The sequence below is a fragment of the Nocardia sp. KT25-26 genome, from assembly GCF_056627695.1.
On record NZ_CM152813.1, the window covers coordinates 2,211,727 to 2,238,023 of the forward strand.

Annotated in this window: 27 protein-coding genes and 1 pseudogene; 18 read left to right on the forward strand and 10 right to left on the reverse strand. The window is 71.5% G+C overall.

Going from position 1 to position 26,297, the window contains the following annotated elements:
• Complete coding sequence (gene cei, locus AC1HFH_RS09955) at nucleotides 1-687, reverse strand: envelope integrity protein Cei (protein WP_480247141.1); 687 nt, start codon at nucleotides 685-687, stop codon at nucleotides 1-3.
• Nucleotides 688-1,058: 371 nt separating this feature from the next.
• On the opposite strand from cei, the gene AC1HFH_RS09960 reads away from it, so the two are divergent.
• Nucleotides 1,059-1,361, forward strand: coding sequence for a DUF4193 domain-containing protein (locus AC1HFH_RS09960; RefSeq protein ID WP_480247142.1), 303 nt, complete (start codon nucleotides 1,059-1,061; stop codon nucleotides 1,359-1,361).
• A gap of 105 nt (nucleotides 1,362-1,466) precedes the next feature.
• Here the strand turns inward: AC1HFH_RS09960 and AC1HFH_RS09965 are convergent, their stop codons facing one another.
• On the reverse strand, nucleotides 1,467-1,976 hold the full coding sequence (locus tag AC1HFH_RS09965; protein ID WP_480247805.1) for a DUF3093 domain-containing protein: 510 nt from the start codon (nucleotides 1,974-1,976) through the stop codon (nucleotides 1,467-1,469).
• An 82-nt stretch (nucleotides 1,977-2,058) separates the two neighbouring features.
• Between AC1HFH_RS09965 and dut the strand changes: the two genes are divergently transcribed.
• Together dut and AC1HFH_RS09975 are read left to right on the forward strand one after the other, a co-directional pair.
• Complete coding sequence (dut, locus tag AC1HFH_RS09970; RefSeq protein ID WP_480247143.1) at nucleotides 2,059-2,541, forward strand: dUTP diphosphatase; 483 nt, start codon at nucleotides 2,059-2,061, stop codon at nucleotides 2,539-2,541.
• A gap of 5 nt (nucleotides 2,542-2,546) precedes the next feature.
• The gene (locus tag AC1HFH_RS09975; protein ID WP_480247806.1) at nucleotides 2,547-3,452 is read left to right on the forward strand and encodes a DUF3710 domain-containing protein; all 906 of its coding nucleotides are present in this window, start codon (nucleotides 2,547-2,549) and stop codon (nucleotides 3,450-3,452) included.
• A gap of 326 nt (nucleotides 3,453-3,778) precedes the next feature.
• On the opposite strand, the gene AC1HFH_RS09980 is transcribed toward AC1HFH_RS09975, so the two are convergent.
• Nucleotides 3,779-4,513 (reverse strand): alpha/beta hydrolase, encoded by a 735-nt coding sequence (locus AC1HFH_RS09980; protein ID WP_480247144.1) that lies wholly within the window; start codon nucleotides 4,511-4,513, stop codon nucleotides 3,779-3,781.
• A 266-nt stretch (nucleotides 4,514-4,779) separates the two neighbouring features.
• Here AC1HFH_RS09980 and AC1HFH_RS09985 point away from each other — a divergent pair, with 266 nt between their 5' ends.
• The 6 genes and pseudogenes from AC1HFH_RS09985 (at nucleotide 4,780) to AC1HFH_RS10010 (ending at nucleotide 9,181) form a co-directional block, all read left to right on the forward strand.
• Entirely contained in the window at nucleotides 4,780-5,409 is a 630-nt protein-coding gene (locus AC1HFH_RS09985; RefSeq protein ID WP_480247807.1) for a DUF3159 domain-containing protein, read from the forward strand.
• Nucleotides 5,410-5,499: 90 nt separating this feature from the next.
• Complete coding sequence (gene shbA, locus AC1HFH_RS09990) at nucleotides 5,500-6,141, forward strand: RNA polymerase sigma factor ShbA (protein WP_480247145.1); 642 nt, start codon at nucleotides 5,500-5,502, stop codon at nucleotides 6,139-6,141.
• 88 nt (nucleotides 6,142-6,229) lie between these two features.
• Entirely contained in the window at nucleotides 6,230-7,525 is a 1,296-nt protein-coding gene (locus AC1HFH_RS09995) for a class I SAM-dependent RNA methyltransferase (protein ID WP_480247146.1), read from the forward strand.
• Nucleotides 7,526-7,666: 141 nt separating this feature from the next.
• Nucleotides 7,667-8,578 carry an SDR family NAD(P)-dependent oxidoreductase gene (locus AC1HFH_RS10000; protein ID WP_480247147.1) on the forward strand — a complete coding sequence of 304 codons (912 nt, stop codon included), beginning with the start codon at nucleotides 7,667-7,669 and terminating at the stop codon, nucleotides 8,576-8,578.
• Nucleotides 8,579-8,592: 14 nt separating this feature from the next.
• Nucleotides 8,593-8,943, forward strand: a pseudogene (locus tag AC1HFH_RS10005) (glycerophosphodiester phosphodiesterase); the annotation flags it as partial.
• A 43-nt stretch (nucleotides 8,944-8,986) separates the two neighbouring features.
• Nucleotides 8,987-9,181, forward strand: a complete 195-nt coding sequence (locus AC1HFH_RS10010; RefSeq protein ID WP_480247148.1) for a glycerophosphodiester phosphodiesterase family protein — start codon at nucleotides 8,987-8,989, stop codon at nucleotides 9,179-9,181.
• 4 nt (nucleotides 9,182-9,185) lie between these two features.
• Here the strand turns inward: AC1HFH_RS10010 and AC1HFH_RS10015 are convergent, their stop codons facing one another.
• Both AC1HFH_RS10015 and AC1HFH_RS10020 read right to left on the reverse strand, forming a co-directional pair.
• Nucleotides 9,186-10,178 (reverse strand): SMP-30/gluconolactonase/LRE family protein, encoded by a 993-nt coding sequence (locus AC1HFH_RS10015; protein ID WP_480247149.1) that lies wholly within the window; start codon nucleotides 10,176-10,178, stop codon nucleotides 9,186-9,188.
• Between the two features lie 132 nt (nucleotides 10,179-10,310).
• Nucleotides 10,311-10,970 carry an SIMPL domain-containing protein gene (locus tag AC1HFH_RS10020; protein ID WP_480247150.1) on the reverse strand — a complete coding sequence of 220 codons (660 nt, stop codon included), beginning with the start codon at nucleotides 10,968-10,970 and terminating at the stop codon, nucleotides 10,311-10,313.
• Nucleotides 10,971-11,096: 126 nt separating this feature from the next.
• Here AC1HFH_RS10020 and dxs point away from each other — a divergent pair, with 126 nt between their 5' ends.
• From dxs to hemQ, 7 genes are all read left to right on the forward strand, one after another.
• On the forward strand, nucleotides 11,097-12,992 hold the full coding sequence (gene dxs, locus AC1HFH_RS10025) for a 1-deoxy-D-xylulose-5-phosphate synthase (RefSeq protein WP_480247151.1): 1,896 nt from the start codon (nucleotides 11,097-11,099) through the stop codon (nucleotides 12,990-12,992).
• A 234-nt stretch (nucleotides 12,993-13,226) separates the two neighbouring features.
• Nucleotides 13,227-13,778: a DUF3000 domain-containing protein gene (locus AC1HFH_RS10030; RefSeq protein ID WP_480247808.1), complete on the forward strand. Its 552-nt coding sequence runs from the start codon at nucleotides 13,227-13,229 to the stop codon at nucleotides 13,776-13,778.
• A gap of 22 nt (nucleotides 13,779-13,800) precedes the next feature.
• A complete protein-coding gene (locus AC1HFH_RS10035) occupies nucleotides 13,801-15,051 on the forward strand; it encodes an HRDC domain-containing protein (RefSeq protein WP_480247152.1) in 1,251 nt (416 codons plus the stop codon).
• A 21-nt stretch (nucleotides 15,052-15,072) separates the two neighbouring features.
• A complete protein-coding gene (locus tag AC1HFH_RS10040) occupies nucleotides 15,073-15,429 on the forward strand; it encodes a hypothetical protein (RefSeq protein WP_480247153.1) in 357 nt (118 codons plus the stop codon).
• A gap of 35 nt (nucleotides 15,430-15,464) precedes the next feature.
• The gene (gene hemE, locus AC1HFH_RS10045; protein WP_480247154.1) at nucleotides 15,465-16,520 is read left to right on the forward strand and encodes a uroporphyrinogen decarboxylase; all 1,056 of its coding nucleotides are present in this window, start codon (nucleotides 15,465-15,467) and stop codon (nucleotides 16,518-16,520) included.
• 111 nt (nucleotides 16,521-16,631) lie between these two features.
• Nucleotides 16,632-17,993, forward strand: coding sequence for a protoporphyrinogen oxidase (locus AC1HFH_RS10050; protein WP_480247155.1), 1,362 nt, complete (start codon nucleotides 16,632-16,634; stop codon nucleotides 17,991-17,993).
• A 51-nt stretch (nucleotides 17,994-18,044) separates the two neighbouring features.
• On the forward strand, nucleotides 18,045-18,740 hold the full coding sequence (hemQ, locus tag AC1HFH_RS10055) for a hydrogen peroxide-dependent heme synthase (protein WP_480247156.1): 696 nt from the start codon (nucleotides 18,045-18,047) through the stop codon (nucleotides 18,738-18,740).
• Between the two features lie 93 nt (nucleotides 18,741-18,833).
• Here the strand turns inward: hemQ and msrB are convergent, their stop codons facing one another.
• From msrB to AC1HFH_RS10075, 4 genes are all read right to left on the reverse strand, one after another.
• Nucleotides 18,834-19,277 (reverse strand): peptide-methionine (R)-S-oxide reductase MsrB, encoded by a 444-nt coding sequence (gene msrB, locus AC1HFH_RS10060; protein WP_480247157.1) that lies wholly within the window; start codon nucleotides 19,275-19,277, stop codon nucleotides 18,834-18,836.
• 28 nt (nucleotides 19,278-19,305) lie between these two features.
• Nucleotides 19,306-20,610, reverse strand: coding sequence for a glycosyltransferase family 87 protein (locus tag AC1HFH_RS10065; RefSeq protein ID WP_480247158.1), 1,305 nt, complete (start codon nucleotides 20,608-20,610; stop codon nucleotides 19,306-19,308).
• A 103-nt stretch (nucleotides 20,611-20,713) separates the two neighbouring features.
• On the reverse strand, nucleotides 20,714-22,246 hold the full coding sequence (locus AC1HFH_RS10070) for an alpha/beta hydrolase (protein WP_480247159.1): 1,533 nt from the start codon (nucleotides 22,244-22,246) through the stop codon (nucleotides 20,714-20,716).
• Nucleotides 22,247-22,256: 10 nt separating this feature from the next.
• Nucleotides 22,257-23,048, reverse strand: a complete 792-nt coding sequence (locus AC1HFH_RS10075; RefSeq protein ID WP_480247160.1) for a pyrimidine reductase family protein — start codon at nucleotides 23,046-23,048, stop codon at nucleotides 22,257-22,259.
• Nucleotides 23,049-23,092: 44 nt separating this feature from the next.
• Between AC1HFH_RS10075 and zapE the strand changes: the two genes are divergently transcribed.
• On the forward strand, nucleotides 23,093-24,112 hold the full coding sequence (zapE, locus tag AC1HFH_RS10080; protein WP_480247161.1) for a cell division protein ZapE: 1,020 nt from the start codon (nucleotides 23,093-23,095) through the stop codon (nucleotides 24,110-24,112).
• A gap of 26 nt (nucleotides 24,113-24,138) precedes the next feature.
• Here the strand turns inward: zapE and AC1HFH_RS10085 are convergent, their stop codons facing one another.
• A complete protein-coding gene (locus AC1HFH_RS10085) occupies nucleotides 24,139-24,678 on the reverse strand; it encodes a GNAT family N-acetyltransferase (protein WP_480247162.1) in 540 nt (179 codons plus the stop codon).
• Between the two features lie 72 nt (nucleotides 24,679-24,750).
• On the opposite strand from AC1HFH_RS10085, the gene AC1HFH_RS10090 reads away from it, so the two are divergent.
• Nucleotides 24,751-26,241, forward strand: a complete 1,491-nt coding sequence (locus AC1HFH_RS10090; RefSeq protein WP_480247163.1) for a flavin-containing monooxygenase — start codon at nucleotides 24,751-24,753, stop codon at nucleotides 26,239-26,241.
• Nucleotides 26,242-26,297: the final 56 nt, after the last annotated feature.

Genomic DNA, 26,297 nt, shown 5'->3' on the forward strand with positions numbered 1-26,297 from the left:
TCAGCACCGGGCCTGCCGGGCGGCAGCCAGCAGGTCCGGGTCGATAGCGGAGGTGGCGCCGGTTCCGGGGGCCGGGTTGCGCAGCGAATCCAGCACGGCTTCGGCATCGGGGCTGGGCCGGATCGACTCGCCGAACACCGTACCGAGGACCAGGTCCACCGAATCGTCGGTGCGGTCGTCCTCGATCAGCTCAGCGCAGGGGGCGACCAGCTGCACCGAGGCCGCGGCCGAGCGGCCTTCGTCGCCGAACCGGATCTGGCCGGTGCAATCGAGATCACCCTCGACGTAGACCGGATCGTTACCCACCTGGACATCCGGTGCGCTCGCGAAACCCAGGTCACCGAGTTCGGAGGCGATATGCCCGGCCTGTCCGCTCTTGCCGTTCGCGTTGAGCACCCGGACCCGCGCCTCGGCCAGCGGAGCGGGGCTCACATCGCGCAGCCGCGCATGGCTCACCCGGTCACCGAGCGGAGCCGGCTCCGGCGCGCCGGCTTCGGTAGGAGCAGTGGGCGCGTTGCACGCCATGGGCTCGTTGTTCTCCTCGTGGGTCCGGAATGCGGAGACCCAGACGAACACGGTGATCAGCGACAGCGCCACGATCAGGCTCAGCCACAGTTCGGGACGTCGCCGCTGGAACGGCCTTCCGGAGCGATCGGTCGCCCTGCCTTCGGTGATCAGTGAAACCACCTGGCTACTCTACGAAAGTCCGCGGCTGCGCGGGTGCGCGAGGTCTCGGCGCGTCCGCAGCAGGTGTCGATTCACCGTCGGTTTCGACTCGGATGTGTTTTGATTGCGACTTTTGCCGGATCGTCCGCTATTGTCTGCCCGCCCAGATCGAAAATTCACCGGTGATCCGGTGCCCGGTCGCGGGAACAACAAGGGCATGTCCTGCGTTTACCGAACGCTGTCGATGGTGATCGGACCCGATCGCTGCCGATAGGTGAACGGTGTACGCGTGACGTGCACCACCGGCGGGGCGGTACCGGCCGCGCGGCTCTTCGGGCGCGGGGCAGGCACCGATCCGGGATATACGGAGTAAGGACTGAGGGGAAGACGACATGGCAACCGACTATGACGCACCGCGGCGGACCGAATCCGACGACGTGTCGGAGGACTCGCTGGAGGAGCTGAAGGCCCGTCGCAACGAGGCGCAGTCCGCCGTGGTTGATGTCGACGAATCCGACACCGCGGAGTCGTTCGAGCTTCCCGGCGCGGATCTGTCCGAGGAAGTGCTGACCGTGAAGGTCGTACCGAAGCAGGCGGACGAGTTCACCTGCTCGAGCTGTTTCCTCGTGCACCACCGCAGTCGACTGGCCAGCGAGAAGGGCGGCCAGATGATCTGCATGGACTGTGCCGCATAACCGATCATGACACCGGCCCACCGGGATCAGTCGGTACTCGATGCGACTGACCCCCGAGGGCCTGCGTTGGCCTGCCGGCGTTTCGCCGCCTCCGGCCCACCGGGATCAGTCGGTGGACAGACCGAGTGCTGCCAGGACCCGGTCGGGTCGCCGGGTGCTCACCAGCCAGTACGGGGTGGGATCGTCCGGATCGTCCAGTACGAGCAGCACCATCGTGCCGACCCAGGCGCGGTGCTGGACGTAGGCGGCCGGATCGAGCTGGCGGCCCAGTGCCGCGCTCTTCGCGGTCGACGGCACGGCGGCGGCCCGGGCGACGAAGTTCACCGGTAGATGAGCGCGGTCCACCCGCAGTTCCGGTGTGCCGTCGGCGTCGACGGCGACCTCCAGCCGGTGCCGGCTCAGCCACAGCAGGACCCACACCGGGATCGGTGCCAGCAGCACGTAGGGCAGCCAGGCGCGCAGCCCGGGCGCGCCCATATGGATCTCGGCGGCCAGCAGCCCGGCGATGGCGAATCCGACCGGCCACCACCACAGCGGCACCCATAGGCGTTCGCGGTAGGCGTGCGGCCGGTGCAGGGGACGCTCCGGCGCCTCGGGTGCGGGGGGATGGGGCAGGTCGGGCACGACTCAACCCTAAGTCATGCCCGCAGGCCGGGTGACGAGAAGGGGTGGCGGCGACCGCGTAGGCTCGAGCACTGTGAACGCACTTTCACCGATACCGTTGCTGCGGCTGGATCCCGGCATCCCCGTTCCCGCGCGCGCCCATCGAGGCGATGCGGGTGTCGATCTGTGCACGACCTCCGATGTCGTGCTCGAGCCCGGGGAGCGGGCGCTGGTGGGGACCGGGATCGCGGTGGCGCTGCCGATCGGCACGGTCGGCCTGATCCACCCGCGGTCCGGGCTGGCGGCCAAGGCCGGTCTGTCGGTGGTGAACGCGCCGGGCACGGTCGACGCCGGGTACCGCGGTGAGATCAAGGTCTGCCTGATCAACCACGATCCGCGCACCGGTATCGAACTGCGTCGCGGCGACCGGATCGCCCAGCTGCTGGTGCAGCGGGTGGAGCTGGTGGAATTCACCGAGGTCGACGACCTCGACGAGACCTCCCGGGGTGCCGGTGGTCACGGGTCCAGTGGCGGGCACGCGATGCTGACCGGTGCGCTGGTGGACGAGGAGGCGTGATGGCTCTGTTCGGGAAGAAGAAGCGGTCCAGGAGCGAGGACGACTACCGGACCGACGAGTTCGCGGTCGGCGAGTACGGCGGCGCCGAATACGATGCCGCGGAATACGACGGCTACGACGAGTTCGACCACTACGACGACGGGGCGTACGACGAGACCGGCGGCCGTGCCGCCGAACCGGCGCCCGGCGCGCACCCGGCCGATGCCGCAGGGCTGCCCCGCTCCGGTCCTTACGACTACGACGACGTATCCGAGCGGCTGGCGCAGATCGCCGAACAGCGCCTCGACCTCGGTTCGGTCATCATCCCGGTGCCGCAGGGCGGACAGCTGCAGGTCGAACTCGCCCAGGACGGCACACCGCAGGCGGTGCACCTCGCCACCGAGCACGGCCGGCTGACAGTGGCGGCCTACGCCGCGCCCCGATCGGGCGGGCAGTGGCGCACCGTGGCCGCTGACCTGGCGGAATCGCTGCGGGGTGACGGCGCCACCGTATCGGTGGAGAACGGCCCGTGGGGCCGGGAACTGCTGGCCGTCACCCCCGGCGCGGACCTGCGTTTCATCGGTGTCGACGGGCCACGGTGGATGGTCCGGCTGGTCGCGGCCGGGCCGTCCGGCGCCGCCGCGGACGGCACTCCGCTGGTGACCGCGGCCCGCGCGGTCCTGGGCGACACCGTGGTGCGCCGTGGTACCGATCCGCTGCCGGTACGCGATCCGCTGCCGGTGGTGCTGCCGGGACAGCTCGCCGAACAGCTCGCCGCCGCCCATCAGCAGCAGGCGCAGGCACAGCAGGCGCAGGCACAGGCGGCGGCTGCGCAGCAGGCCGCCCCGCCGCCCCCCACTCCGCAGCCGATGCCCGAACAGCCGCGTCGCAGCGCAGGCGGTTCGGCCATGCAGCAGCTCGGCCGCAACTGATCGGCCGCCACGGCGCCGGGGCACCACGGCCGGCGCCGGCGCCGGGGCGACGATGGTGAGGTCGATCCGGTCGGCCATGGCATCCCGCTACCGGTCGGTTCGGCCATGCTCGCGCTGCGCTGGTGGGCCGATGCGCTCTTCGGGTCGGGCGTAACCGGCACGGGACAAGGTCCGGGAGCCGGCCGCAGTGACCGATCACCCGGAGCCGCGCATCACCCGGTCGGTGCACGTCGGGTGCGGCCGTGGCCCGGCGGCCCGCCCGGTCGACGGGTGTCGACCGAGCCGGCCGGCCGGTCAGCCGGCCGGCCGGTCAGCCGGCCGGCCGGTCAGCCGGCCGGCAGAACCAGTGCAGGGGGAGGATCACCGGCACCCAGGGCGGCGGATCCCGCGCGCCCCAGCACCGCCGGGTCGGCGCCCAGTTCGGCCAGCGTCAGGGTGTGTAGCCGGCCGTCGGGGAGCGCCGCGGTCCACTGCCGGGCGACGGTGATCGGATGTACCGGATCGTCGACGGCACCCACGACTGCCACCGGGGTGTCGACCGCGGCGAGTAGCTCCGGGGTGGGCCAGTCGTAGCCGGCGGCTTCGTCGAGGGCTGCCGGCAGGTCCGGCCATTGTCCCTGCCAGGACCGGGTCAGGGCGGCGGCCAGCCAGGCCGGGCTGTCGGCCTGCATCCGGGCCACCACCGGCGCCAGCCCGTCGGCTCGAAGCTGGGTGGCGGTGACCGACGCACTCAGGGCGGCCGGACATCCGTCCCGGCCGGGGCCGGTCCACGCCGGAAGCGCGGCGATCACCCCGGCCGCCGCCCCCGGGTTCGCTGCCGCCCATTCGACGGCGACGGCCGCGCCGAGCGAGATTCCGGCGGCGAGAACCGGACCGCGCCGGGCGGCCGCATCGAGCGCGGCGGTGTAGCTCGCGATCACGGCCCGCGGATTCGGCGGGACCGCGATCAGGTCCGCCCGGTACGCGGCGGCCGCGGATCCGAACGCCTGGGCGGCGAACTCGGCATCGGAACCGGTGCCGGGCAGGGCCACCACCGTGGTCGGTGTGACTGAATCGAACATCGCATGCGAGCCTAGCGATCCACCCGTGCCGCTGTGCGCGCACCGGTTGTTCCCCTCTACAGTGGCGGGGTAACCACCACCTCGACGAACTGCGCGGAAACTGCTGACGGATGCCCTCGAGCCATGACGATCACCCCGGCCCCGACTCCTCCTCCCGGCCGGTCCCGGTCGATCCCGATCCCACCGAGCGGCTGACGGTGCCGGAACCCGAGGCCGCCGCCGAGTCGCCCGCGGCCGCCCGCACCCAGCAGACACTGCTGGAGCAGATGGGCGGTATCAGCGGCCTGATCTACTCCACCGTGCCGGTCGTGGTCTTCGTCCCGGTGAACGCCCTGGCCGGCCTGACGGCGGCGATCTGGGCGGCGCTGGCCGTCGCGGCCGGAGTCCTCGTGCTGCGGCTGGTGCGCCGCGATCCGATCCAGCCCGCCATCTCCGGGTTCATCGGTGTGGGCATCTGCGCGTTCATCGCCTACCGGGTGGGTGAGGCCAAGGGATATTTCCTGTTCGGTATCTACACCAGCCTCGTCTATGCGGGGGCCTTCCTGCTGTCGATGCTGCTGCGGTGGCCGCTGGTCGGGGTGATCTGGGGCGCGTTGAACGGGCACGGCACCGGGTGGCGGTCGGACCGGCGAGCCGTCCGGCTCTACGATGCCGCCACCGCCGCCTGGGCGCTGGTGTTCGGGGCCCGTTACCTGGTGCAGTCGGAGCTCTACGACACCGACCACACGGGCTGGCTGGCCGTCGCCCGGATCGCGATGGGCTGGCCGCTCACCGCCGTCGCTTTGGCGGTCACGGTGTGGGCAGTCCGCCGGGCAGGCCATCTGCCGGGTTCGGCCGCCGCGAAACCCGCTGCGGCGGGCGATGCCCCCGGTACCGGGGGCGCAGGGGTGGGGTAGTACTCACCCTGGGGTGTCTGGTTCGGCCCGCCGGACCGGCGCACGATCAGTGCATACCGGAAATGCACTGCTCGTGAAAGGACTCGGACCTTGGCTACCGAGCATCGCCCCCACCGCACCACCAGTACGAATTCGTCCGGCCGTGCGGTCGAGGCGCAGCAGTCCGAGAGCCGTCGGCTCGCCGAGCAGCTGGACGCCCTGATCGCCCCGGCCGCTGCCGGTGATCGGGAGGCCGTCGCCGAGATCGTGCGTCTGGTGCACCCGCTGGTCCGCAGGTACTGCCTGGCCCGGCTCGGCAACACCGCGCACCTGACCGTCACTGCCGACGACGTGGTGCAGGAGGTGCTGCTGGCGACCGTCAACGCCGTCGGTCGTTACCGCGATCAGGGCAAGTCATTCCTCGCCTTCGTCTACGGCATCGCGGCGAACAAGGTATCGGATGCCTTCCGGCGTGGCCGCCACTCCGCCTACCCGATGGCGGACCTGCCCGATGCCGTCAGCCCGGTTGCCGGCCCGGAGGAATGGGCACTCGCCGACGAGAGCCGCCGCGCCACCCACGAGCTGATGTCCGTGCTGGCCCCCACCCATCGCGAGGTCCTGGTCATGCGGATCGTGCTCGGCTGGAGCGCGGCACAGACCGCCGAGGCGATCGGCACCAGCCCGGGCGTGGTGCGGGTGATGCAGCACCGGGCGCTGAACAAGCTGCGGGCCCAGCTGCAGGCCGCCGCCTGATCGGACACCGCCTGATCCCGGTGGGCCGGAGGCGGCAACCTATGCTGGCACCGGTGTCGATATCGATGACGGCCGCCGGGGTCCGGCGATGACCGAGTGGGTGGGGCAGGAATTCACGGTCCGGCTGGGGGCACCGGGCCACGGCGGGTTCTGTGTGGCCCGGCACGAGGGCCGGGTGCTGTTCGTCCGGCACGGTCTGCCGGGTGAACTGGTCCGCGCCCGGGTGACCGAGGACCACGGGGGCTCGTTCTGCCGGGCCGAGGCGGTCGAGATCTTGACCGCCGCCGCCGATCGGGTGCCTGCGACGTGCCCGGTGTCCGGTCCCGGTGGTGCGGGTTGCTGCGATTTCTCCTTCGCCACGGCGCCCGCCCAGCGCGAGCTGAAGGCGAGCGTGGTGGCCGAACAGTTGCGCCGCATCGCCCGGCTGGAGGTGCCGGTCACGGTCGAACCGCTGCCCGGGTCGTCGGGCACCGTCGGCTGGCGGACTCGGTTGCGACTGCCGGTGGGGGCCGATGGCCGGGCGGGTGTGCACCGGTATCGCAGCACGGAGGTGCTCGCCGACCTGCGTTGTCCGCAGCCGGTGGCCGGAGCCGTGGCCGGGATCGCCGACCGGCAGTGGACCCCGGGGGCCGACCTGGTGGTCGCCGTGGACGGCGTCGGTATCCGGCATCTCGTGGAACTCGCGCCCCCGGCCGCCGTCTCGGTACGGGGCCGGGGGCCCGGCCGGGGTCGCGGCGCGAATCGCCGGGCCGCCGCCGCGTCCCGCAAGGCGGCCGCACATGCTGCCCGCGCCGAACGTGTCGTCGACGGCACCGGCCGGGCGGTGGAATACGTTTCCGGGCGGCGCTGGGAGCTGCCGGCGACCGGGTTCTGGCAGGCCCATCGGTGTGCCGCGGAATGTTATTCGCAGGTGGTCGCCGATTGGTCCGGGACCGCACCCGGCGACCTCGGCTGGGATCTCTACAGCGGTGCGGGGGTCTTCGCGGCGCGGCTGGCCGAGAGCGTCGGGCCTGCGGGCCGGGTCGAGGCCGTCGAATCGGACCGCGCCGCGGTGACGGCGGGGTCGGCCGCCCTGGCCGATCTGTCCGCGGTGCAGCTGCATCGCGACCGGGTGGACCGCTGGGTGCGATCCCACTCCGGGGCGGCCCCGGCGGTGGTGGTGCTCGATCCACCGCGCGCGGGCGTCGGCAAAGCGGTTGCCGGGGCCGTCACCGCCACCCGGCCGCGCCGGATCGTGCACATCGGCTGCGACCCCGCATCCTTCGCCCGCGATCTCGCGCTGTATCAGGAGGGTGGCTACCGGCTCACCGAGTTGCGCGCTTTCGACGCCTTCCCTGGCACCCACCATGTGGAGTGCCTGGCACTGCTGGAACCGAGTTCCTGATTCCGGCTGCGTGGGTGGTGGTGCCGGACCCGGGCTCGGCCGTCCCCGCGCGCGCTCGCCCTCCCGCCGGCCGCCCCGGCGCCGCCACGATGGGGTCACCACCGCCGCTCCGGGCGGGGTGAGATCCAACGGGAGGTTGATGTGACCGACGACGGAACCGGCGAACGGGTGGTGCTGAGCCGCCGGGCAATGCTCTACGGCGCCGCGGCGGCGGGTACCGGTCTGGCGGGCGCCGCCGGTGGCTGGGCGGTGGCAGATGCGAACATCGACCGCCCCGGGCGTTTCGCCGACAAGGTGGTCATCATCACGGGTGCGACTTCGGGCATCGGCCGGGCCGCGGCGATCGCGTTCGCACGCGAGGGTGCGCAGGTCGGGTTCTGCGGCCGGCGCGCCGAGCAGGGTGCCCGGGTCGAGGAGGAGATCCGCGCGGCCGGCGGGGAGGCGACCTATGTGCAGGCCGATGTCCGGTCCGCCGAACAGGTCGCTGCGTTCACCGACGAGATCGCCGGGCGGTACGGGGGCCTCGATGTGGCGTTCGACAACGCCGGGATCAACTGGTTCCGGCCGTTGCACGAGACCGAGCCGCAGGACTGGGACGATATGCAGAACACCAATATTCGCGGTGTGTATCTCGCGATGAAGTATCAGATTCCGTACCTGCTGGAACGTGGTGGGGGAGTCGTCATCATCACCGGATCGCTGCACCAGACTTCGACCCGGCCCGGTGGCGCAGCCTATGCCAGCACCAAACGGGCCGTGCTGGCGCTGGCGGAAGCGGCGAGCCTGGACTACGCCGAGCAGGGGATCCGGGTGAACGTGCTGGCGCCGGGCGCGGTGGACACCCGGCTGTGGCGGGCGGTGCAGCCGGCGGATCCGGGCCGCGACTGGGCGGCGTACAAGCGGCAGTGGGGCCGGGACAATCTGCCGGCGATCCGCCGGGTCGGCGAACCGGAGGACATGGCCGCGGCGGCGCTGGCGATGGCGTCCGACGACTTCGCCTATATGACCGGTACGTCGATCCTCGTCGACGGCGGCCTCACCACCTCGCTGTGAGGCGCACGGTGACGATGCCGGGCCCGCGCCGCAGCGCCGCCGTGGTGGCCGCGTTTCTCGCGGTGGCCGGGGCGTCCGGCGCTCCGGTGGCGGCGGAACCACTCGATACGGTGGCCGTCGTGGCGCACCGCGGCGGCGCGGCACAGGCCCCCGAGAACACCCTGGCCGCCGTCGAACTCGCGGTTGCCCAGGGGGCGAGCATGGTGGAGCTGGACGTGCGGCGCACCGCCGACGACGAACTGGTCCTGGTCCGCGACGAGACACTGACCCGGACCACCGATGCCGAGCAACGTTTCCCCGATCGGGCGCCCTGGCAGGTGGCCGACTTCACCCTCGCCGAGATCCGGGAACTGGATGCCGGCTCCTGGTTCGGCCCCCGGTTCCGGGACGAGCCTGTTCCCACCCTCGGTGACGCTCTGCGCGCGCTGTCGGGGCCAGGAAGACATCGACGCCGACTTCCTCGCGGCGGCTCGGTCCCGTGGGCTCGAGGTCTACGGCTACGTGGTCGACGAACCGGCCGCCATGCGCCGGCTGATCGCGCTCGGGGTGGCCGGCCTGATGACCGATGTTCCCGATGTCCTGCGGTGTGTCGTAGCGGAGTGACCGGCTACCGTCCGGATGCTCGATCGGAGCCGGGCAGGTCCACACTGGAGACGGTGAACGGCAGGTCCGGGGCCTGCCCCGACACCAGCCGGTTGTACTGGCTGTTCACCACCAGCAGCCGGCCGTCGCCGGTGCGTGCCGCCTGGCTGGGGTGCCGGAATCCGCCGGGCGCGATGATGCTGTCCACGATCCGGCCGTGGGTGAGCTCCGCGTTCAGATCCAGTACCGCGACGCGGGGTTCGGTGTCCGCCGTGTCGAACAGGTTGCCCTGGGTGACGTAGATCCGATGTCCGGCGCCGGACACCAGCGCATCGGCGCTCGGCAGCGTGTCGCCGCCGAGATCGACCTCGACGACGTCGCCGCTGTGCCGATCGATGCGCCACAGCCGGCCCGTGTTGCTCTGCACCGCGAGCAGGTGCGGCCCGACCGCCAGAATGCCGTTGAGGTTGTGTTCCCCGGCCACCCAGTCGACGGCGGTACCGGCGACATCGAGCCACGGCACCATCTCCCAGGAGCCGGCCCGTTCGGTGATCCGGTAGACGACCGGACGGAACGAGTCCGTGGCGTAGGCGGTGCCGTCCTCGGCGATGGTGACCTCGTTCACGAAACCGTCGGGCACCCCGCGCAGTTCGGCCAGCAGGGTGGCGGTGTCCGGCTCGTAGATGCGGACGGTGCCGGAACTGCCACCGTTCACGAACAGCCGACCGGCGGCATCCATGGTCATCCCGGACGTGGCGGTGCGGCCGTCGGTCCGATCGGGGGACCACAGCTCGATCTCCCGCCGGTCCAGATGCCCACGGTAGAGCGCACCGTCGGCGGCGCTGCCGACGAAGAAGGTGCCGGTCTCGGTGTCCAGCGCCAGACCGCTGGGGAAGGCGCGGTCACCGGGGAGGACGTAGTGATCGATCGGTTCGGCGCGGGCCGCGGCCGGTGCGAGCGCGATGAGTACGACGGCGGTGGCGGTGATGCCGGCGAACCGGCGGGTACGGATCCACATGGCTGGTCCTTTCGGAGGGGACCGGTCCATCGTCGTGCCGGATCGGGCATTGCCACCTGGCCCTGTTCGGGCGGTGACCGGCCGTCCTGGGTGTGGCACACCCAGGTCCGCGCGGGACCCTGCGCGGTTCGATCAGGTGAGTTCCCAGGTCACCCGGAGATCGGCGGCGAGTTCGCCGAGGCCGAGTTCCATCGGTACCGGCGGCGCGCCGAAGCTTTCGGCCGCGGCGGCGACCGTGCGGGCCATCGGCACCGGTGGCGGAGGCGTCGCCTCGGTGATCTCCACGACCCGGCCGACGGTGGCGCCGGCCCGGCCGGCGTACTGCCGGGCCCGGGCGAGAGCATCGTCCCAGGCGTGGTCCCGGGCCCGGGTGAGCAGGGCACCGGGGTCGGCGAAGGTCCGGGTCAGACCGTCCAGGCGGACATCGTCGCCACCCGCGTCCACGGCTGCCGCGATGACGGCCGCCGGGTCGTTGTCGGTGGGTTCGCCCGGTCCGGCGGGCAGCGTCACCGTCAGCGACGAGGCGGCGACATAGGCGACGATCTCGGGTCCGCGGTGTTCCCGATAGCTGGTCTCGGCCCGTACCGACAGCCCGGCGGTTGTGATGCCGTGTTCGGCGACGCCACGCCCGCGCAGTGCGGCGATCACCGCGCCGACCCGCGTGCCGGCCCGCCGGTACGCCTGGATCACCGAGGCGGCCCGGCACTCCACCGAGAGCGTCAGGACCAGCAGGTCGGGGACGGCACGGGCCACGCCGTGCCCCAGGACGGTGACGGTGGTGGCCGAGGTCATGGGGGCGACACTACTCACATGAACCGTCCCTGGTGCGCAGGTCGGGGTCGCGGGGGTCGCAGAGCGCTCGGAACGGCTCCGTAGACTGGTCGGATCAGCGTCGAATCCCGGAGGGAGCGAGTTCAGGTGGGAGTGCTGTCGCGGGTGGATTCCCCCGAAGATCTGCGCCGGCTGAGCGTGCCGCAACTGCAGGAACTGGCGACCGAGATCCGGGATTTCCTGGTGTCGAAGGTGGCGGCGACCGGCGGGCACCTCGGGCCGAACCTGGGTGTGGTGGAACTGACCATCGCACTGCATCGCATCTTCGACTCGCCGGCCGATCCGTTGATCTTCGACACCGGCCACCAGGCCTATGTGCACAAGATCCTGACCGGACGCAAGGACCGCTTCGACACACTGCGGCGACGCGACGGCCTGTCCGGGTATCCGAGCCGGGCCGAGAGCGAGCACGACTGGGTGGAGTCCTCGCACGCCTCGGCCTCGCTGTCCTATGCCGACGGTCTGGCCAAGGCGTTCGCGCTGACCGGCCGGGATCGGCACGTGGTCGCGGTGGTCGGCGACGGCGCGCTCACCGGGGGCATGTGCTGGGAGGCGCTCAACAACATCGCGGCGGCACCGGATCGGCCGGTGGTGATCGTGGTCAACGACAACGGCCGCTCCTACGCACCGACCATCGGCGGGCTGGCCGACCGGCTGACGGCGCTGCGCACCCAGCCGGTGTACGAACACGCCCTGGACGCCGGCAAACGGATCCTGAAGAGTATTCCCGCCGTGGGGGATTCGGCCTATTCGATGGTCCATGCGGTGAAGGCCGGGATCAAGGACGCGGTCAGTCCGCAGGAGTTGTTCGGCGATCTGGGCCTGAAGTACGTCGGCCCGGTCGACGGTCACGACATCGTCGCCCTGGAGGCGGCGCTGCGCCGGGCCAAGGACTTCGGCGGCCCGGTGGTGGTGCATGCGGTGACGCAGAAGGGGCGCGGCTACGAGCACGCGGAGAACCACGTCGCCGATCAGATGCACGCCTGCGATCCGATCGACCCGCTGACCGGCAAGCCGCTCGCCGGTAAGAAGGCGCGTGGCTGGACGGCCGTGTTCTCCGAGCAGTTGATCGAACAGGCGAGCGCTCGCGAGGACATCGTCGCGATCACTGCGGCCATGCCCGGCCCGACCGGGCTGTCCGCGTTCGGGGAGCGGTTCCCGGACCGGATGTTCGATGTGGGCATCGCCGAACAGCATGCGATGACCTCTGCGGCCGGTCTGGCCCTGGGCGGCTTGCATCCGGTGGTGGCGATCTACTCGACCTTCTTGAACCGGGCCTTCGATCAGCTGTTGATGGATGTCGCCCTGCTGAAGCTGCCGGTCACCGTGGTGCTGGACCGCGCCGGAGTCACCGGGCCGGACGGGGCCAGCCACAACGGCATGTGGGACATGTCGCTGCTCGGGATCGTGCCCGGCATCCGGGTGGCGGCACCCCGGGACGGCAGCACGCTCGCCGCGGAATTGGACGAGGCGCTGTCGGTGACCGACGGCCCGACCGTGCTGCGGTTCCCCAAGGGGGCGGTCGGCAGCGATATCGCCGCCGTGACGCGGGTCGGCGATGTGGACGTGCTGCATCCGGCGGAGGCCGACGGTCCGGTCGAGCACCGGCACGGCGATGTCCTGCTGGTCGCGGTCGGCCCGTTTGCGCAGACCGCGCTCGACGCGGCCGGTTTGCTGGCCGCGGCCGGGATCACCGCCACCGTGGTGGACCCGCGCTGGGTGCTGCCGGTCTCCGACACCCTCGTCAAACTGGCCGAGAACTACCGCCTCGTGGTCACCGTCGAGGACGGCGGCCTGCACGGTGGGATCGGATCCTGTGTATCGGCTCGGCTGCGGGATGCCGGGGTGGATGTGCCGGCCCGTGATCTGGGGATCCCGCAGCAGTTCCTGGACCATGCTGCGCGCGGCGAGGTACTCGACGAACTCGGACTCACTCCGGAGGCGATCGCCCAGCGCATCACCGGTTGGCTGGCCGCGCGCTGACGTTCCGGTAGCGGACCGGACGTCGATCTCGTTAGGGCACAGTCGAAAACGACAATCGCCGCCGAATTCGACCGGCCGGTGACCCGGCCCGGATCCGGGCGGCGCGCCTCCGCCCGCGGTGCGCGCCGACGGGCTACCGTCGATGATGTGACACCGCTCGATTTCCGTGACGGCGCCGCAGCGACCGGGGGAACGGACCCGGAGCCCGCAGACTTTCGCGCGGCGGTCGCTGCGATGGGCACCGCATCCGTGCACCCCCGGATCGAGCTCGCACCGATCCGGCCCCCGCAACGGCTGGCGCCGTACTCGTACGCGCTCGGTGCGGAGGTCACCCACACCGACACCGCGGTGGTCCCGATCGACTCCGAGGGCGACGCCTTCGGGCGGCTGATCCTGCTGCACGATCCGGACGGTGACGATGCCTGGCACGGTGTGTTCCGCTTGGTGGCCTACATCCAGGCCGATATCGACGGCGCCCTGGCCGCGGATCCGCTGCTCCCCGAGGTGGCCTGGAGTTGGTTGGTCGATGCGCTGGAGGCCCGCCGCGAACCGTTCACCGCGCTGGGTGGCACCGTGACCGCGACGAGTTCGGTGCGCTACGGCGATATCGCCGGGCCGCCGCGTGCCCATCAGTTGGAGCTGCGGGCCTCCTGGACGGCGATGAACCTGGAGATGTCCGGGCATGTGGAGGCCTTTTGCGAAGTGCTGGCCTATGCGGCGGGGTTGCCGCCGGCCGGTGTGACACATTTGCGGCCGGAGTCCTATACCGGCGACGAACACATGTGACCGCCACGTAGAGTTCAGGGCTATGTCGGTCGCCGAGGAACCCACCGCAGCGGAGCCGCTGCTCGTCCCTGCCGAGGGAGTTCCCCCGGTGCTGGCCACGGCCGGGGAGGTAGCCGATGCGGCTGCCCGGATCGCCGCCGGGACCGGCCCGCTGGCCGTGGACGCCGAACGGGCCTCCGGTTTCCGGTACTCGGCGCGGGCCTATCTGATCCAGCTGCGTCGTGCCGAGGCGGGGACCTTCCTGGTCGACCCGGTGCCGATCACCGAAGAACTCGCCCCGCTGGCCGAAGCGATCAACGGTCTGGAATGGGTGTTGCACTCGGCTGATCAGGATCTGCCCGGCCTGGCCGAGCTCGGCCTCGCTCCCGCGCGGTTGTTCGATACCGAGCTCGGCGGCCGGCTGGCCGGGTACGAGCGGGTCGGGCTGGCCGCGATGGTGGAGAACCTGCTGGGCCGTTCCCTCAAGAAGGGCCACGGCGCCGCCGACTGGTCCACCCGGCCGCTGCCGGACGACTGGCTCAATTACGCCGCCCTGGACGTGGAACTGCTGCTGGAACTGCGTGACCGGGTCGCCGCCGATCTCACCGCGCAGGGCAAGATGGAGTGGGCCGTCGAGGAATTCGAGCACGTCCGGACGATGCCGCCGCCCGAGCCGAAACCGGATCGGTGGCGGCGCACCTCCGGGATCCACACCCTGCGCCGGCCTCGTCAGCTGGCGATCGTGCGGGAACTGTGGCAGACCCGGGATGCGCTGGCCCGGGCCCGCGATGTCGCTCCGGCCCGGATCCTGCCGGACTCTGCGATCGTCGCCGCCGCGGGTGCGGTGCCCCGGTCCATCGCCGCGCTGCGCAACCTGCCCGTCTTCGGTGGCCCGCGGCAACGCCGTTATTCCCGGGAGTGGCTCGGCGCGGTGGAACGTGGCCGCACGCTGCCCGACGCCGATCTGCCGCCGCTGACCCTGCCCTATCACGGCCCCCCGCCGGTGAACCGGTGGGAACGCCGCGACCCGGAGGCCGCTGCGCGCCTGTCCCGGGCCCGCGGTGCGATGGGAGAGTTGTCGCAGGCCCACTCGGTCCCGGTGGAGAACCTGCTGACCCCCGAACTGGTTCGGCGGTTGTGCTGGGACGGGCTGCCCGACTATCGCGACGTCGGCACCCCGGACGAACTGTCCGCCCGGATCCGGGCGGTCCTCACCGCCGGGGGTGCCCGGCCCTGGCAGCGCGAACTCGCGGTGCCGGTCCTCACCGAGGCACTGGTCCCCGAGCCGAGCTGACCGGCGCACCACATCCGCAGCATGTTCGGACTGCGGCAGTCCCGGTTCACCGATGCCGCCGTCCGGACGGCGAGCCGGATCCTGCTGCGCATCGTGGCCGGCAGCACCTGGCTCACGGTGCGCAGCGCCGAATTCCTGGCGCCGTCCACCACCGAGGTCGTCGGGCCGGTGTTCCTGGGGATACCGGCCCGGTCCGACACCATCATGACGCCGCGGGAAGCGCAGCGGGCCCACGGATACGACGTGCCCGCGGCAGTCCACCGGGATCTGCGGCGGCGACAGGCACAACGGGTCTTCGGAGCCGGTGCCGCGCCCGACGACGAGGGTCTCGTCGAATCGGAGGTACTGATCGGCACCAGGTCGGCCGAGGCGGGGTGACGGGCGGCCGGCGTCATCCGCATACGATAGGGCCGATGAGCACACATACCCGCCGCCGGTTGACCGATGCCCCCTTCCTCGCTGCCGCCACCGGTGCGACGCCCAGCCGGCGGCCGGTGTGGTTCATGCGTCAGGCCGGACGGTCACTCCCCGAATATCGCCGGGTGCGGGCCGGTATCGGCATGCTCGAGTCGTGTTTCGATCCGGAGCTGGTGTGCGAGATCACCATGCAACCGGTCCGGCGGCACGGCGTGGATGCGGCCATCCTGTTCTCCGACATCGTGGTCCCGCTCAAGGCCGCCGGTATCGACCTCGACATCGTGCCCGGCACCGGTCCGGTGGTGGCGAATCCGGTACGGACACCGGCCGATGTGCGGGCGCTGCCGCGGCTGCGGCCCGAGGAGGTCGGCGCGGTCGCGGAGGCCGTCGGCCTGCTCACCGACGAGCTGGGGGATACACCGCTGATCGGTTTCGGCGGTGCGCCGTTCACCCTGGCGTCCTACCTGGTCGAAGGCGGGCCGAGCCGGAATCACGAACGGACCAAGGCGATGATGCACGCCGATCCGGCGACCTGGCACGAGCTGATGGGTGTGCTGAGCGATATCACCGTGGCCTTCCTGCAGACGCAGCTCGCGGCGGGCGTCGACGCGGTGCAACTGTTCGACTCCTGGGCCGGTGCCCTGTCGCTGGCCGACTACCGCCGCTATGTGCTGCCGCATTCGGAGCGGGTGTTCGCCGAGATCGCGGCGGCGGGCGTGCCGCGCATCCACTTCGGGGTCGGGACCGGGGAGCTGCTCGGCGCCATGGGGGAGGCCGGGGCCGATGTGGTGGGCGTCGACTGGCGGGTGCCGTTGACCGAGGCGGTCCGCCGCGTCGGTGCCGGAAAGGCGCTGCAGGGCAATCTGGATCCGGCGATTCTGTTCGCCGGGGCGGACGCGATCGAAACCGAGGCCGGGCGGATCGTGCGGGAAGCCGACGAGGCGATCACCATGGGGGCCGCCGGGCACATCTTCAACCTGGGGCACGGCGTCCTGCCCGATACCGATCCGGGCGCGCTCACCGCCCTGGTCGAGCTGGTGCATTCGCTGTAATTGCCCGGCCACCGGGCGGCCGGGACCTGCGCCTGCTGTCGGCGGCACCGCGGGGCGTGAGCTGCGCCGCAGGTGGCCGGGAGGTGGTCCGCGTACCGGTACCGTCGAGGCATGCGAATCGCGGTGGTCGGGGGCGGAATCAGCGGGCTGATGGCGGCCTATCGGTTGCGGCAACGGCTGGGCGCGGGTGCCGATCTGGTGATCCTGGAGCGGACCGGCCGCTCCGGCGGGGTGCTCCACACCGGGGAACTCGCCGGTGGCCCGCTGGATCTCGGCGCGGAGGCCTTCGTCGGCCGCCGCCCCGAAGTACCCGCGCTGCTGGACGAACTGGGGCTCGCCGGGCAACTGGTGCGCCCGGCGGGCCGGCGGCCGCTGATCTGGTCGCAGGCGGCGGCGCACCCGCTCCCGGACCGGACATTGATGGGGATTCCGTCGGCGGCGGAATCGCTGCGCGGTCTGGTCGACGAGGCCACCGTCGCGCAGGTCGCCGCCGAACCGCAGCGGCCGTGGCAGTGGCGGCCGGGCACGGATATCGACGTGTACACGCTGGTGGCCGACCGGTTCGGCCCGCAGGTCGCCGAACGCAGTGTGGATCCACTGCTGGGCGGCGTCTATGCGGGCAGCTCCCGCACGATCGGGGTGCGCGCGGCACTGCCCGGGCTGGCCGCCGCCCTGGACGCCGGTGCCACCGGCCTGACCGATGCGGTCGCCCGCGCGCTGCCGCCACCGAGCACCGCACCCGTCTTCGGCGGCCTCCGCGACGGCTACGGCGTGCTGCTGCGCGCCCTGCGCGAGCAGTCCCGGGCGCGGATCGTTCCCGACACCCCGGTGACCCGGCTGGCCCGGTCCGGCCGCGGCTGGGTGGTGGATCCGCTCGGCGCCGTCGACGCGGTGGTGCTGGCCGCGCCGGCCCCGGTGACGGCCCGGCTGCTGCGGCCGGTCACCGCCCCGGCCGCCGACCTCGCGGCCGGGATCGAGGTGTCGTCCTCGGCACTGGTCGCCCTCGAACTGCCCCGGGACACGGACCTTCCGGACAACTCGGGAATTCTGGTGGCCACCGGGGAACCGTTGCGCGCCAAGGCATTCACGCTGTCCAGCCGCAAATGGCCGCATCTGGCCGAGCGGCCGTCGGCGGTGGTGCGGGCCTCCTTCGGCCGGTTCGCCGACCCCGCGCCGCTGTCCTGGCCCGATGCGGAACTGATCGACGCCGCGGTCACCGATCTGGCCACCGTCACCGGCGTCGATATCGTGCCGTCCGCCGCGATCGTCCAGCGCTGGCCGGGCGGGCTGCCGCAGTACGCGCCGGGCCACCTGGACCGGATCGCCGAACTGGAACGCACCGTCGCCGAACTCGGCACTGTCGCCCTGGCCGGTTCCTATCTGCACGGCGTCGGCGTCCCGGCCTGCCTGGCCGCGGCCACCGCGGCGGCCGACCGGATCGCGGCGGCGCTCGAGGTGCCGGCCGGACGGTGACCCACCGTCTCGGCGGCGGTGCCGCCCGGCCGCCGTGGCACGATGGTGGCCATGGCGCGACTCGATTACGAAGCACTCAACTCCACCATCCGCTACCTGATGTTCTCGGTGTTCCAGGTACAGCCGGGCGCGCTGGGGGAGGATCGGACTGCGGCGATCGAGGAGGCGCAGGCCTTCTTCGACGGTCTCGAAGATCGCGGTGTGGTGGTGCGCGGGCTCTACGATGTCGCCGGCCTGCGGGCCGACGCCGACTTCATGATCTGGACGCATGCCGAGCGAGTGGAGGATCTGCAGGCGGTGTACTCGGACTTCCGGCGCACCACCGCGCTCGGCCGGGCGAGCGCGCCGGTCTGGAGCAATGTCGCCCTGCACCGGCCGGCGGAGTTCAACAAGAGCCACATCCCGGCCTTCCTGGCCGGGGAGGCCCCGGGGAACTACATCTGCGTCTACCCGTTCGTGCGGTCCTACGAGTGGTATCTGCTGCCCGACGACGAGCGGCGCAAGATGCTCGCCGACCACGGCAAGGCGGCCCGCACCTACCCGGATGTCCGCGCCAACACGGTGTCGTCGTTCGCCCTGGGTGACTACGAGTGGATCCTCGCCTTCGAGGCCCCCGAACTGCACCGCATCGTCGACCTCATGCGCGACCTGCGGGCCACCGAGGCACGGCTGCACGTGCGCGAGGAGGTGCCGTTCTTCACCGGGCCCCGGGTGGAGGTTGCGGCGCTGATCGAGGCCCTGCCCTGATCGAATACCGCCCGATGGGCCCACCGGCTGCGGATGCCCCAGGAATCGGGGGCATGCGCAGCCGGCGTACCGGGGGTTATGGTGACGGCGGCTTCACGCGTCGTCCCGTGCCGCGCTGTCCGAGGGGTGCAGCTGCAGCGCGATCGAATTGATGCAGTACCGCTGATCGGTCGGCGTGGGATAGCCCTCACCTTCGAAGACGTGGCCGAGGTGGCTGTGGCACTGCGCGCACAGCACCTCGACCCGGCGCATGCCCAGCGAATCGTCCGGGCGCAGCAGCACGGCGCCGGACTCGGCCGGGTCGAAGAACGACGGCCACCCGCAGTGCGAGGCGAACTTCTCGGTGCTGCGGAACAGCTCGGCGCCGCATCCGCGGCAGGTGTAGACGCCTTCGGTCTCGGTATCGGTGTATTCCCCGGTGAACGGGGGTTCGGTGGCGGCCTCGCGCAGCACCGCATACTCCTGCGGGCTCAACTTCGCCCGCCACTGCTGCGGCGTGAGCGTGATGCGGGGGGTGTCCTCGGCGTCGGAACTCATGCCTCCACGCTAATACCTGCGCGGCCGATCACCGGGCTGCCGCGGGCTCCCCGAGGTCGTCGGCCCGGTCCGGTTTCGGCTCGGCGGGAGATTCGAGCTCGGCCGGGCCGCGCGGATCCGGTGCCGTGGCCATCCAGTCCGGGTCGAGTCGTGGCAGCCGGCCTGTCCGGCGCGCCGCCAGGTACCGGTCGCCGAGCACACAGAACACGACCACCAGCAGCAGTCCCCAGCCGAAGGTGACCCGCAGATACTCCAGGGCCCGCCCCTCCTCGACCCAGCGGTAGGACAGCCACTTGTCGTAGGACATGAAACCGAACACCGCCAGCCACGCCGGCCAGTTGCGCAGCACCGAATTGCGCAGCACCACCGACATCAGGAACGGGATCAGCAGCATCGAGTAGTACATCTGGCCCAGCGAGGACAGCAGCCAGGACCCGGTCAGCAGTACCCCGGAGGCGGTGGTCACGAAGAACAGCTCGTCGTGGCGGTAGTACCGGTACAGCAGCCACAGCGAGATCGCGACGACTGCCGCCATGGCGAACTGGATCACCCAGGTCAGCCAGTCGGGCAGACCGTAGTAGGCGGCGTTGCCGCCGATCGAACTGTTGAAGTAGTCCCGGGTCTCGGAGATGTAGGGCAGGGTGCGGCGGAAATAGTCCATCGGGTCCACGACCAGCGGCCAGGCGATGGCGTTGAGCACCACGGGTACGCCCAGCGCGGTGACGAACACCTTCCACTGCCGCCGGGCCGCGGCCACCAGCAACAGCGGTGCCAGGGTCGGTTTCACCGTGATGCTCAGCCCCAGCGCAACGCCCGCCCACAGATCGCGCCGGGCCAGCAGCAGATGCAGGAAGACCAGTTCGGCCAGCAGGATGCAGCCGTTCACATTGGTGAAGATCAGCGTGTTGGTGACCGATTCGGAGACGAACATCGCCAGCAGCAGTGCCGGTGCGGCCACCGAGTCCACCGTGTAGTTGAACAGGCGCAACAGCAGGTACCAGGCGAGCAGGATCGCCGCCGCGTTGAGCAGGATGAAGCACCACCGGGACTTCTCCGGGTCGATCAACGCCAGGGGAGCATTGAGCAGGGTGCCGCCCGGGGAGTACAGGTAGTGCGGGTCGACGTGGTCGAAGTTCGCCGTGTACACGGGCAGTCCGTTCAGGAATGCCAGCGAGGCCTCGTAGACCGGTTTGAAGTCGTCGGTGATGAACCCGTTGACAGCCTTGATGACGACCCGGTTCAGCACAGTCATGATCGCGAGCGGCCACAATGCGAACTTGATCACCTGGGCGGTGGTGCGAGCGGTACGGGGCTCGAGCTGTCGGAACAACACTGGGGCACGGTACACCGGAAAGGTGCCCGGTGGTGCGGCCGGTCCGCCTCAGCGTGCCGCACCGGTCCACCGGGACGGTGCTGATCAGGTGGTGCCGATCGGGCTAGGCGGGGCAGGCGCCACCGTCGGCGGGCAGGGCCGCATCGGCGAGGTAGTCCACTGCCACCTGCTGGGCGCAGCCGGAGTGGGTCAGGCTCGGATGCCCCCAGCCCTGCCAGGTCATGGTGGCATGGGTGGCACCGGCGACCCCCAGGGCGCCGGTGATCGACGCCACATTTTCGCCGGCCACCGGGTCGGCGGCGCCGGTCAGTACCAGTACCGGCAGCTCCAGATCCTCCGGCGCGGGCGGTTCTGGCGTGACCGGCCAGGCGGCGCAGGTCATCATCACCGTCACGTTCGCGGCGCCGAAGATCGGGTACTTCTGCGACCATTCGTCGGTCAGTTCCCGGGCACGGGCGGCGCTGGGGGCCTGGCGATGGTCGGTGCAACGGTTGACGAACTGACCGTCGGTGGCGATCCGGCCGGCTTCCCGGTCGGCCAGTGCCCGCAGGGCGGTGGGCCGGCCCTGCCCCGCGGCGGCGAGGGTGTCGGCCAGTTCGGTGATCTGCTCCGGCCGGACCTGCCGCGGGTCACCGAGGAAGCCGGTCAGCGCCGTGTGCAGCTCGAGTGCGGTGATCCCGGACAACTCGCCCCGCTCTGCCCGTCGCACCAGGTCGATGATCGCTGCCCGTGGATCGTCGCCGAGCGCGCAGCCCAGGGCCCGGCACCGTTGCGCGAATGCGGTGGCCGCGGCTTCGGCGCCGCGGACCCGGTCCTCGATCCGGGTGGCAGCGTCCGGGGCGATCGGCTCCGGGGAATCCAGGACCAGCCGGGCGAGGTGATCGCCGTAGCGGCGGGCATAGCCGAGCGCGACCTGGGCACCGTTGCCGGTGCCGAGCAGATTGATCCGCTCCACCTGCCACTGTTTACGCAGCTGCTCGATGTCGTCCGCGGCATGCCCGGCGTCGAAGGTGTTGTCGTAGGGCTGCAGGAAGTCGCGGCAGGCGATCGTCGCTTCCTTGCTGAATTCGGCGGCCGCGGCGAGCGGGTCGCTGCCGAACTCCAGATCGCTGCGCAGCTCCGGCGGGATGCAGTCGACCGGTTGTGAGCTGCCGATCCCACGCCGGTCGACGGCCACCACCGGCTGCGCGGCGAGCAGGGTCGAGTTGCCGCCGGCCGCCAGCGCCGCCAGCGTCTCGGTGGAGGATCGGTCCGAGCCCGAGGTCAGGACCAGCGGCGCGGCCTCGTCCGGCGTCTGCGGCAGCCGGGCCCGCAGCGCACCGGTGCGGAAGGTGCCGATGATGGCGCCCGCTGCGTCGATCGGGGTCCGGAAGTCGGCGCACTCCAGCACCAGGCCGTCGGGGCCCGGTCCGAGGCCGGCGGCGGCCAGGGTGTCGGCCGTGCAGTCCTGCCAGGCCAGGTCGGCCTCCGGTGTCTCGGCGGCCGGGGGCTCGCGGTCGGTGACCGCGGTGGTGCCCGGTGCGTCGTCGTGTGGCTGTTCGACGGCCACCCCGGGGCGATCCGACGGGCCCGCCCCGCAACCGGCGAGCAAAATCGACAGTGTCGCGGCAGCTGCCGCACCCCGAGTCCACCGCATGCGCACCACTCTAGGCCCGGCCCGATCCGTCCGGTCCGGTTGCCGGGTCCGGGGCGGCCCGCCACAGGGCCAGCAGGGTGCCGTCCGGGTCGCCGAACAGCTGCGCAGGGCGCATCCGGGCCCGGAACTCGGTCGCCGACAGCGCGATCCGGCCACCGGTGCCGCCGGTCAGTACCGGTGCCGTCGTATGGCAGAGCTCGTCGACCAGCCCCGCCTCGGCCAGCTGGCCGAACAGATGCGGCCCGCCTTCGCACAGCACCCGGTACAGCCCCTGGTCGGCCAGGGCGCCGCGCAACGCCGCCGGGGTGACCGCGGCCGTGCCCACTTCGACCACCCGGGCACCTGCGTCGGTCAGGGCGGCCACCCGGTCCCGGGGGGCGCTCTCCGTGGTGAGGATCAGTGGCGGTGTCTCGGATTCGGTGCACAACCGGGAATCGGGTGCGATCGACGCCGAGGCGGTCACCACCGCGATCGGGGGTGGTGTGCCGTCTGCCGAACCACCGACACCGTGCCGGAAATGCGCACGCCGCCGGTCCGGATCGGTTCCGGCGCCGCCGTAGTTCTCCGCCCGGACCGTGCCGGCGCCCACCAGGATCACATCGGCCAGTTCCCGCAGCAGCGTGAACACCCGGCGGTCCGCCGGGGTGCCCAGGCCGCCGGAGGTGCCGCCGCTGGTGGCGGCACCGTCGACGCTGGTGACGAAATTGGCCCGGATCCACGGACTGTCCAGGTGGCGCGGGTAGCCGTAGGCCCGGGCCAGGGCGTCGTCGTCCAGGGCTGCGAGCTGGGTCACATTCTGCATACTCTGCACGGAAGACCATTCCAACACGTCCGTACGCTTTGTTCATGCAAGAACGCCTCGTCGATCGTCGGCCGGAGGTCCCGGCGGACCAGCTCGTCGCGCAGATGGTGCCTCCGCCGATGTTCGACGAGGTGAGTTTCGCCTCCTACATCCCGGATCCGAACGAACCCAGCCAGGCCGCGGCGGTCCGCGCTGCCGAGGACTTCGCCGGCCGGGTGGCGAAGATCCACAAGGCCGCGAACAAGAAGAGCCTGTTCGGCAAGAAGAAGCCGGTCTCCGGCGCCGGGCTCTACCTCGACGGCGGATTCGGTGTCGGCAAGACCCACCTGCTGGCCTCGATCTTCCACAGTGCGCCGGGCAGCAGATCGTTCGGTACCTTCGGCGAGCTGACCAACCTGGTCGGTGCGCTGGGCTTCAACAATGCCCTGGACCGGCTGTCGGACAACAGCGTGCTCTGCATCGACGAGTTCGAGCTGGACGACCCGGGCGACACCATGCTGGTCTCGCGGTTGCTCACCGAGCTGGCCGGTGCCGGTGTCTCGATCGCGGCCACCTCGAACACGCTGCCCGGACAGCTCGGTGAGGGCCGGTTCGCTGCGCAGGACTTCCTGCGGGAGATCAAGAAGCTGGGCTCGATCTTCGAGCCGGTGCGGGTCGACGGGCCCGACTACCGGCACCGGGACCTGCCGCCGGCGCCCGAACCGGCCGCACCGGAGGAACTCGCCGCCCGCGCTGCCGAGACCCCGGGTTCCACCCTGGACGACTACGACGAGCTGCTGGCCCACCTGAGCACGCTGCACCCGTCCAAATACGGCGCCCTGATCGACGGCGTATCCGCCGTCTACATCGGCGGGGTGCATCCGGCGACCGATCAGGCCGTGGCGCTGCGGATCGTGGTGCTCGCCGACCGGCTCTACGACGCGGGGATCCCGGTGACCGTATCGGGCGCGAAGCTCGACGAGATCTTCTCCGAGGAGATGCTGGCCGGCGGGTACCGCAAGAAGTATCTGCGGGCGATCTCGCGGCTGCTCGCGCTGTCGCGATTCCAGGCCGCCACCGCCTGATTCCGGTGGGCCGGAGGCGGCCCTGTTCAGCAGCGGTGCAGGAGCACGTAATCGTCGTGCAGTTCGCTGCCCACGGTGAACTTCCGGGTGCCCACCACGACGAATCCGTGCTTGGCGTAGAACCGCTGCGCCCGCACGTTGTGCTGGTTCACCCCCAGCCAGACACCTGCGGCGCCGCCGGCGCGGGCCAGCTCCAGGGCGGTGGTCATCAGCGCGGTGGCCGCCCCCGTGCCGTGCTGCCCGGGTAGTACGTAGAGCTTGCTGAGTTCGACCACCGGGCGCTCGGCGATCATCGCGGCGACATCGGGTTCGGCGGGTTCGGCGGCGACCAGCATCGCGAAGCCGACGATGTCGTCACCCGCGACCGCCTTCAGCACGGTGCGGTCGGGATCGCTGAGGTATTCGCCGAATCGGGCGCTCGACAGGGCGTCCTCGATGAACACCGCGATGTCGTCGGGCCCGGACCCCGGGGGACAGGCCAGCGGGAAAGTGGCCGCCGCGACATCGCTGAGTTCCTCGGCGTCCCAGAGCCCCGCACGGTCGACGACCACCGGTGGTGTTGTCATGACTCCAGTACAGCATGCAGCGGCGGCGGCGCGGTGGCATCGGGTGGGCCTCCTCGAGTACCCTCCATGGCCATGACGAGCGGAAGCCGCATCGGAATCGTCGGTGCGGGTATCGCGGGCTTGGCCTGCGCGAAGGTGTTGAGCAGTGCCGGTTTTCCGGTCGAGGTGTTCGATCGGGCCACCGAGGTGGGCGGAATGTGGGCTGCCGATCGCCGGATCCCCGGCCTGCGGCCCCGCGCGGGCCGGAACAGTTACCGCTTCACCGACCGTCCGATGCCGGGCGATCGGAAGGCGGTGCCGGACGGTCAGCAGGTCCAGGAATACCTGGCCGGATACGCCCGGGAAATGGGACTGGAACCGAACCTGCGCCTCGGCACCGAGGTGCTGGCCGCCGATCCGGTGGACAGCGGCTGGCTGCTGGAAGTGCGGGACGGCGCGGGCGTGCACCGCACCTCCTGCGACCACCTGATCGTCGCCGGCGGGGTCTGCGCCGAACCGGTGCTGCCGGAGTTCGCCGGTACGGCCGCGTTCCGGGCGGCGGGCGGGCAGCTGTGCCACGTCTCGGAGTTCCGCGATCCGGCCGATGCGCAGGAGAAGTCGGTGGTCGTGGTCGGCTACGGGCAGTCCGCGGGTGCGGTGGCCACGGCCGTCGCGCCACTCGCCGACGAGACGGCGGTCGTCGCGCGCCGGCTGCACTGGCAGCTGCCACGCCGGTTGAGCCGGGGTCCCGGCTACGAACGGGTCGCGCTCAGCCGGTTCGGGGCGGCCCATCTCGGACCCGAACAATCCGGCCGGGTGCACCGCTGGCTGCGCAGCTCGGCGATGCAGCGGGCGAACCTGGACCTGCTGGAGGAACGGGTGCTGCGGACGCTGCGGTTGCGTGAACTCGATCTGGTCCCGGCGGGGCGGCTCGAGGACCAGGTGGCCGATGCGCTGGTTCCGGCGCCGGACGGGTTCACCGAGGAGATCGAGGCGGGGCGGATCGTCGTCCATCGGGACACCGAGATCGCCGAACTGATCGGAGGCCGACAGGGACCTGCAGTCCGGCTCACCGACGGCACCCTGCTGCTGGCCGATATCGTCGTCTGCGCTACCGGATACGAGCGGCGGGTGCCTTATCTGACCCCCTACGTGCAACGGCGGCTCGCCGACGACCAGGGCGCCGTCCGGCTGTATCGCGACATTCTGCCGATCGATGTGCCGAACCTGACCTTCGCCGGCACCGGCCCCTCCGGTGTCGGACCCCTGTTCGCCGAACTGGCCGCGCACTGGACGGCGGCCCTGCTCACCGGACAGTTGGTGGTGCCACCGGCCGCCCGGATGAACGAGGAGATCGACCGCCACGGTTGCGCCGCCGCACCGTTCCCGCCGGCGGCGGCCGACGAACTGCTCGCCGATCTCGGCACCGCCCTGCCGTGGCGGACCCGCACCGCACAGTGGTTCCGGCCGATCCGTCCGGACGACTACCGCCCCGTTCTCGACGCCCTGTCGGCTGTACGTGGTCCGGCCGCCCCGGCTGCCGCGGTGCCGCAGGCTCCGGCCGCGCCCGGCGTGGATCGGTAGCGCCGGACCCGGGCGGACCGCCGAGGCCCGACCGGCGTCACCACGGCCACCACCGG

What these genes read in the sequence shown, in the direction of transcription:
- AC1HFH_RS10020 (WP_480247150.1), bottom strand. Translation starts at nt 10,970, where the DNA reads ATGACCTCGGCCACCACCGTCACCGTCCTGGGGCACGGCGTGGCCCGT.
- hemE (WP_480247154.1), top strand. Translation starts at nt 15,465, where the DNA reads ATGAGCACACATACCCGCCGCCGGTTGACCGATGCCCCCTTCCTCGCT.
- msrB (WP_480247157.1), bottom strand. Translation starts at nt 19,277, where the DNA reads ATGAGTTCCGACGCCGAGGACACCCCCCGCATCACGCTCACGCCGCAG.
- hemQ (WP_480247156.1), top strand. Translation starts at nt 18,045, where the DNA reads ATGGCGCGACTCGATTACGAAGCACTCAACTCCACCATCCGCTACCTG.
- zapE (WP_480247161.1), top strand. Translation starts at nt 23,093, where the DNA reads ATGCAAGAACGCCTCGTCGATCGTCGGCCGGAGGTCCCGGCGGACCAG.
- AC1HFH_RS10075 (WP_480247160.1), bottom strand. Translation starts at nt 23,048, where the DNA reads ATGCAGAATGTGACCCAGCTCGCAGCCCTGGACGACGACGCCCTGGCC.
- AC1HFH_RS10040 (WP_480247153.1), top strand. Translation starts at nt 15,073, where the DNA reads ATGTTCGGACTGCGGCAGTCCCGGTTCACCGATGCCGCCGTCCGGACG.
- AC1HFH_RS10035 (WP_480247152.1), top strand. Translation starts at nt 13,801, where the DNA reads ATGTCGGTCGCCGAGGAACCCACCGCAGCGGAGCCGCTGCTCGTCCCT.
- AC1HFH_RS10070 (WP_480247159.1), bottom strand. Translation starts at nt 22,246, where the DNA reads ATGCGGTGGACTCGGGGTGCGGCAGCTGCCGCGACACTGTCGATTTTG.
- AC1HFH_RS09985 (WP_480247807.1), top strand. Translation starts at nt 4,780, where the DNA reads ATGGGCGGTATCAGCGGCCTGATCTACTCCACCGTGCCGGTCGTGGTC.
- AC1HFH_RS10090 (WP_480247163.1), top strand. Translation starts at nt 24,751, where the DNA reads ATGACGAGCGGAAGCCGCATCGGAATCGTCGGTGCGGGTATCGCGGGC.
- AC1HFH_RS10085 (WP_480247162.1), bottom strand. Translation starts at nt 24,678, where the DNA reads ATGACAACACCACCGGTGGTCGTCGACCGTGCGGGGCTCTGGGACGCC.
- AC1HFH_RS10015 (WP_480247149.1), bottom strand. Translation starts at nt 10,178, where the DNA reads ATGTGGATCCGTACCCGCCGGTTCGCCGGCATCACCGCCACCGCCGTC.
- AC1HFH_RS09995 (WP_480247146.1), top strand. Translation starts at nt 6,230, where the DNA reads ATGACCGAGTGGGTGGGGCAGGAATTCACGGTCCGGCTGGGGGCACCG.
- AC1HFH_RS09960 (WP_480247142.1), top strand. Translation starts at nt 1,059, where the DNA reads ATGGCAACCGACTATGACGCACCGCGGCGGACCGAATCCGACGACGTG.
- AC1HFH_RS10030 (WP_480247808.1), top strand. Translation starts at nt 13,227, where the DNA reads ATGGGCACCGCATCCGTGCACCCCCGGATCGAGCTCGCACCGATCCGG.
- AC1HFH_RS09980 (WP_480247144.1), bottom strand. Translation starts at nt 4,513, where the DNA reads ATGTTCGATTCAGTCACACCGACCACGGTGGTGGCCCTGCCCGGCACC.
- AC1HFH_RS10050 (WP_480247155.1), top strand. Translation starts at nt 16,632, where the DNA reads ATGCGAATCGCGGTGGTCGGGGGCGGAATCAGCGGGCTGATGGCGGCC.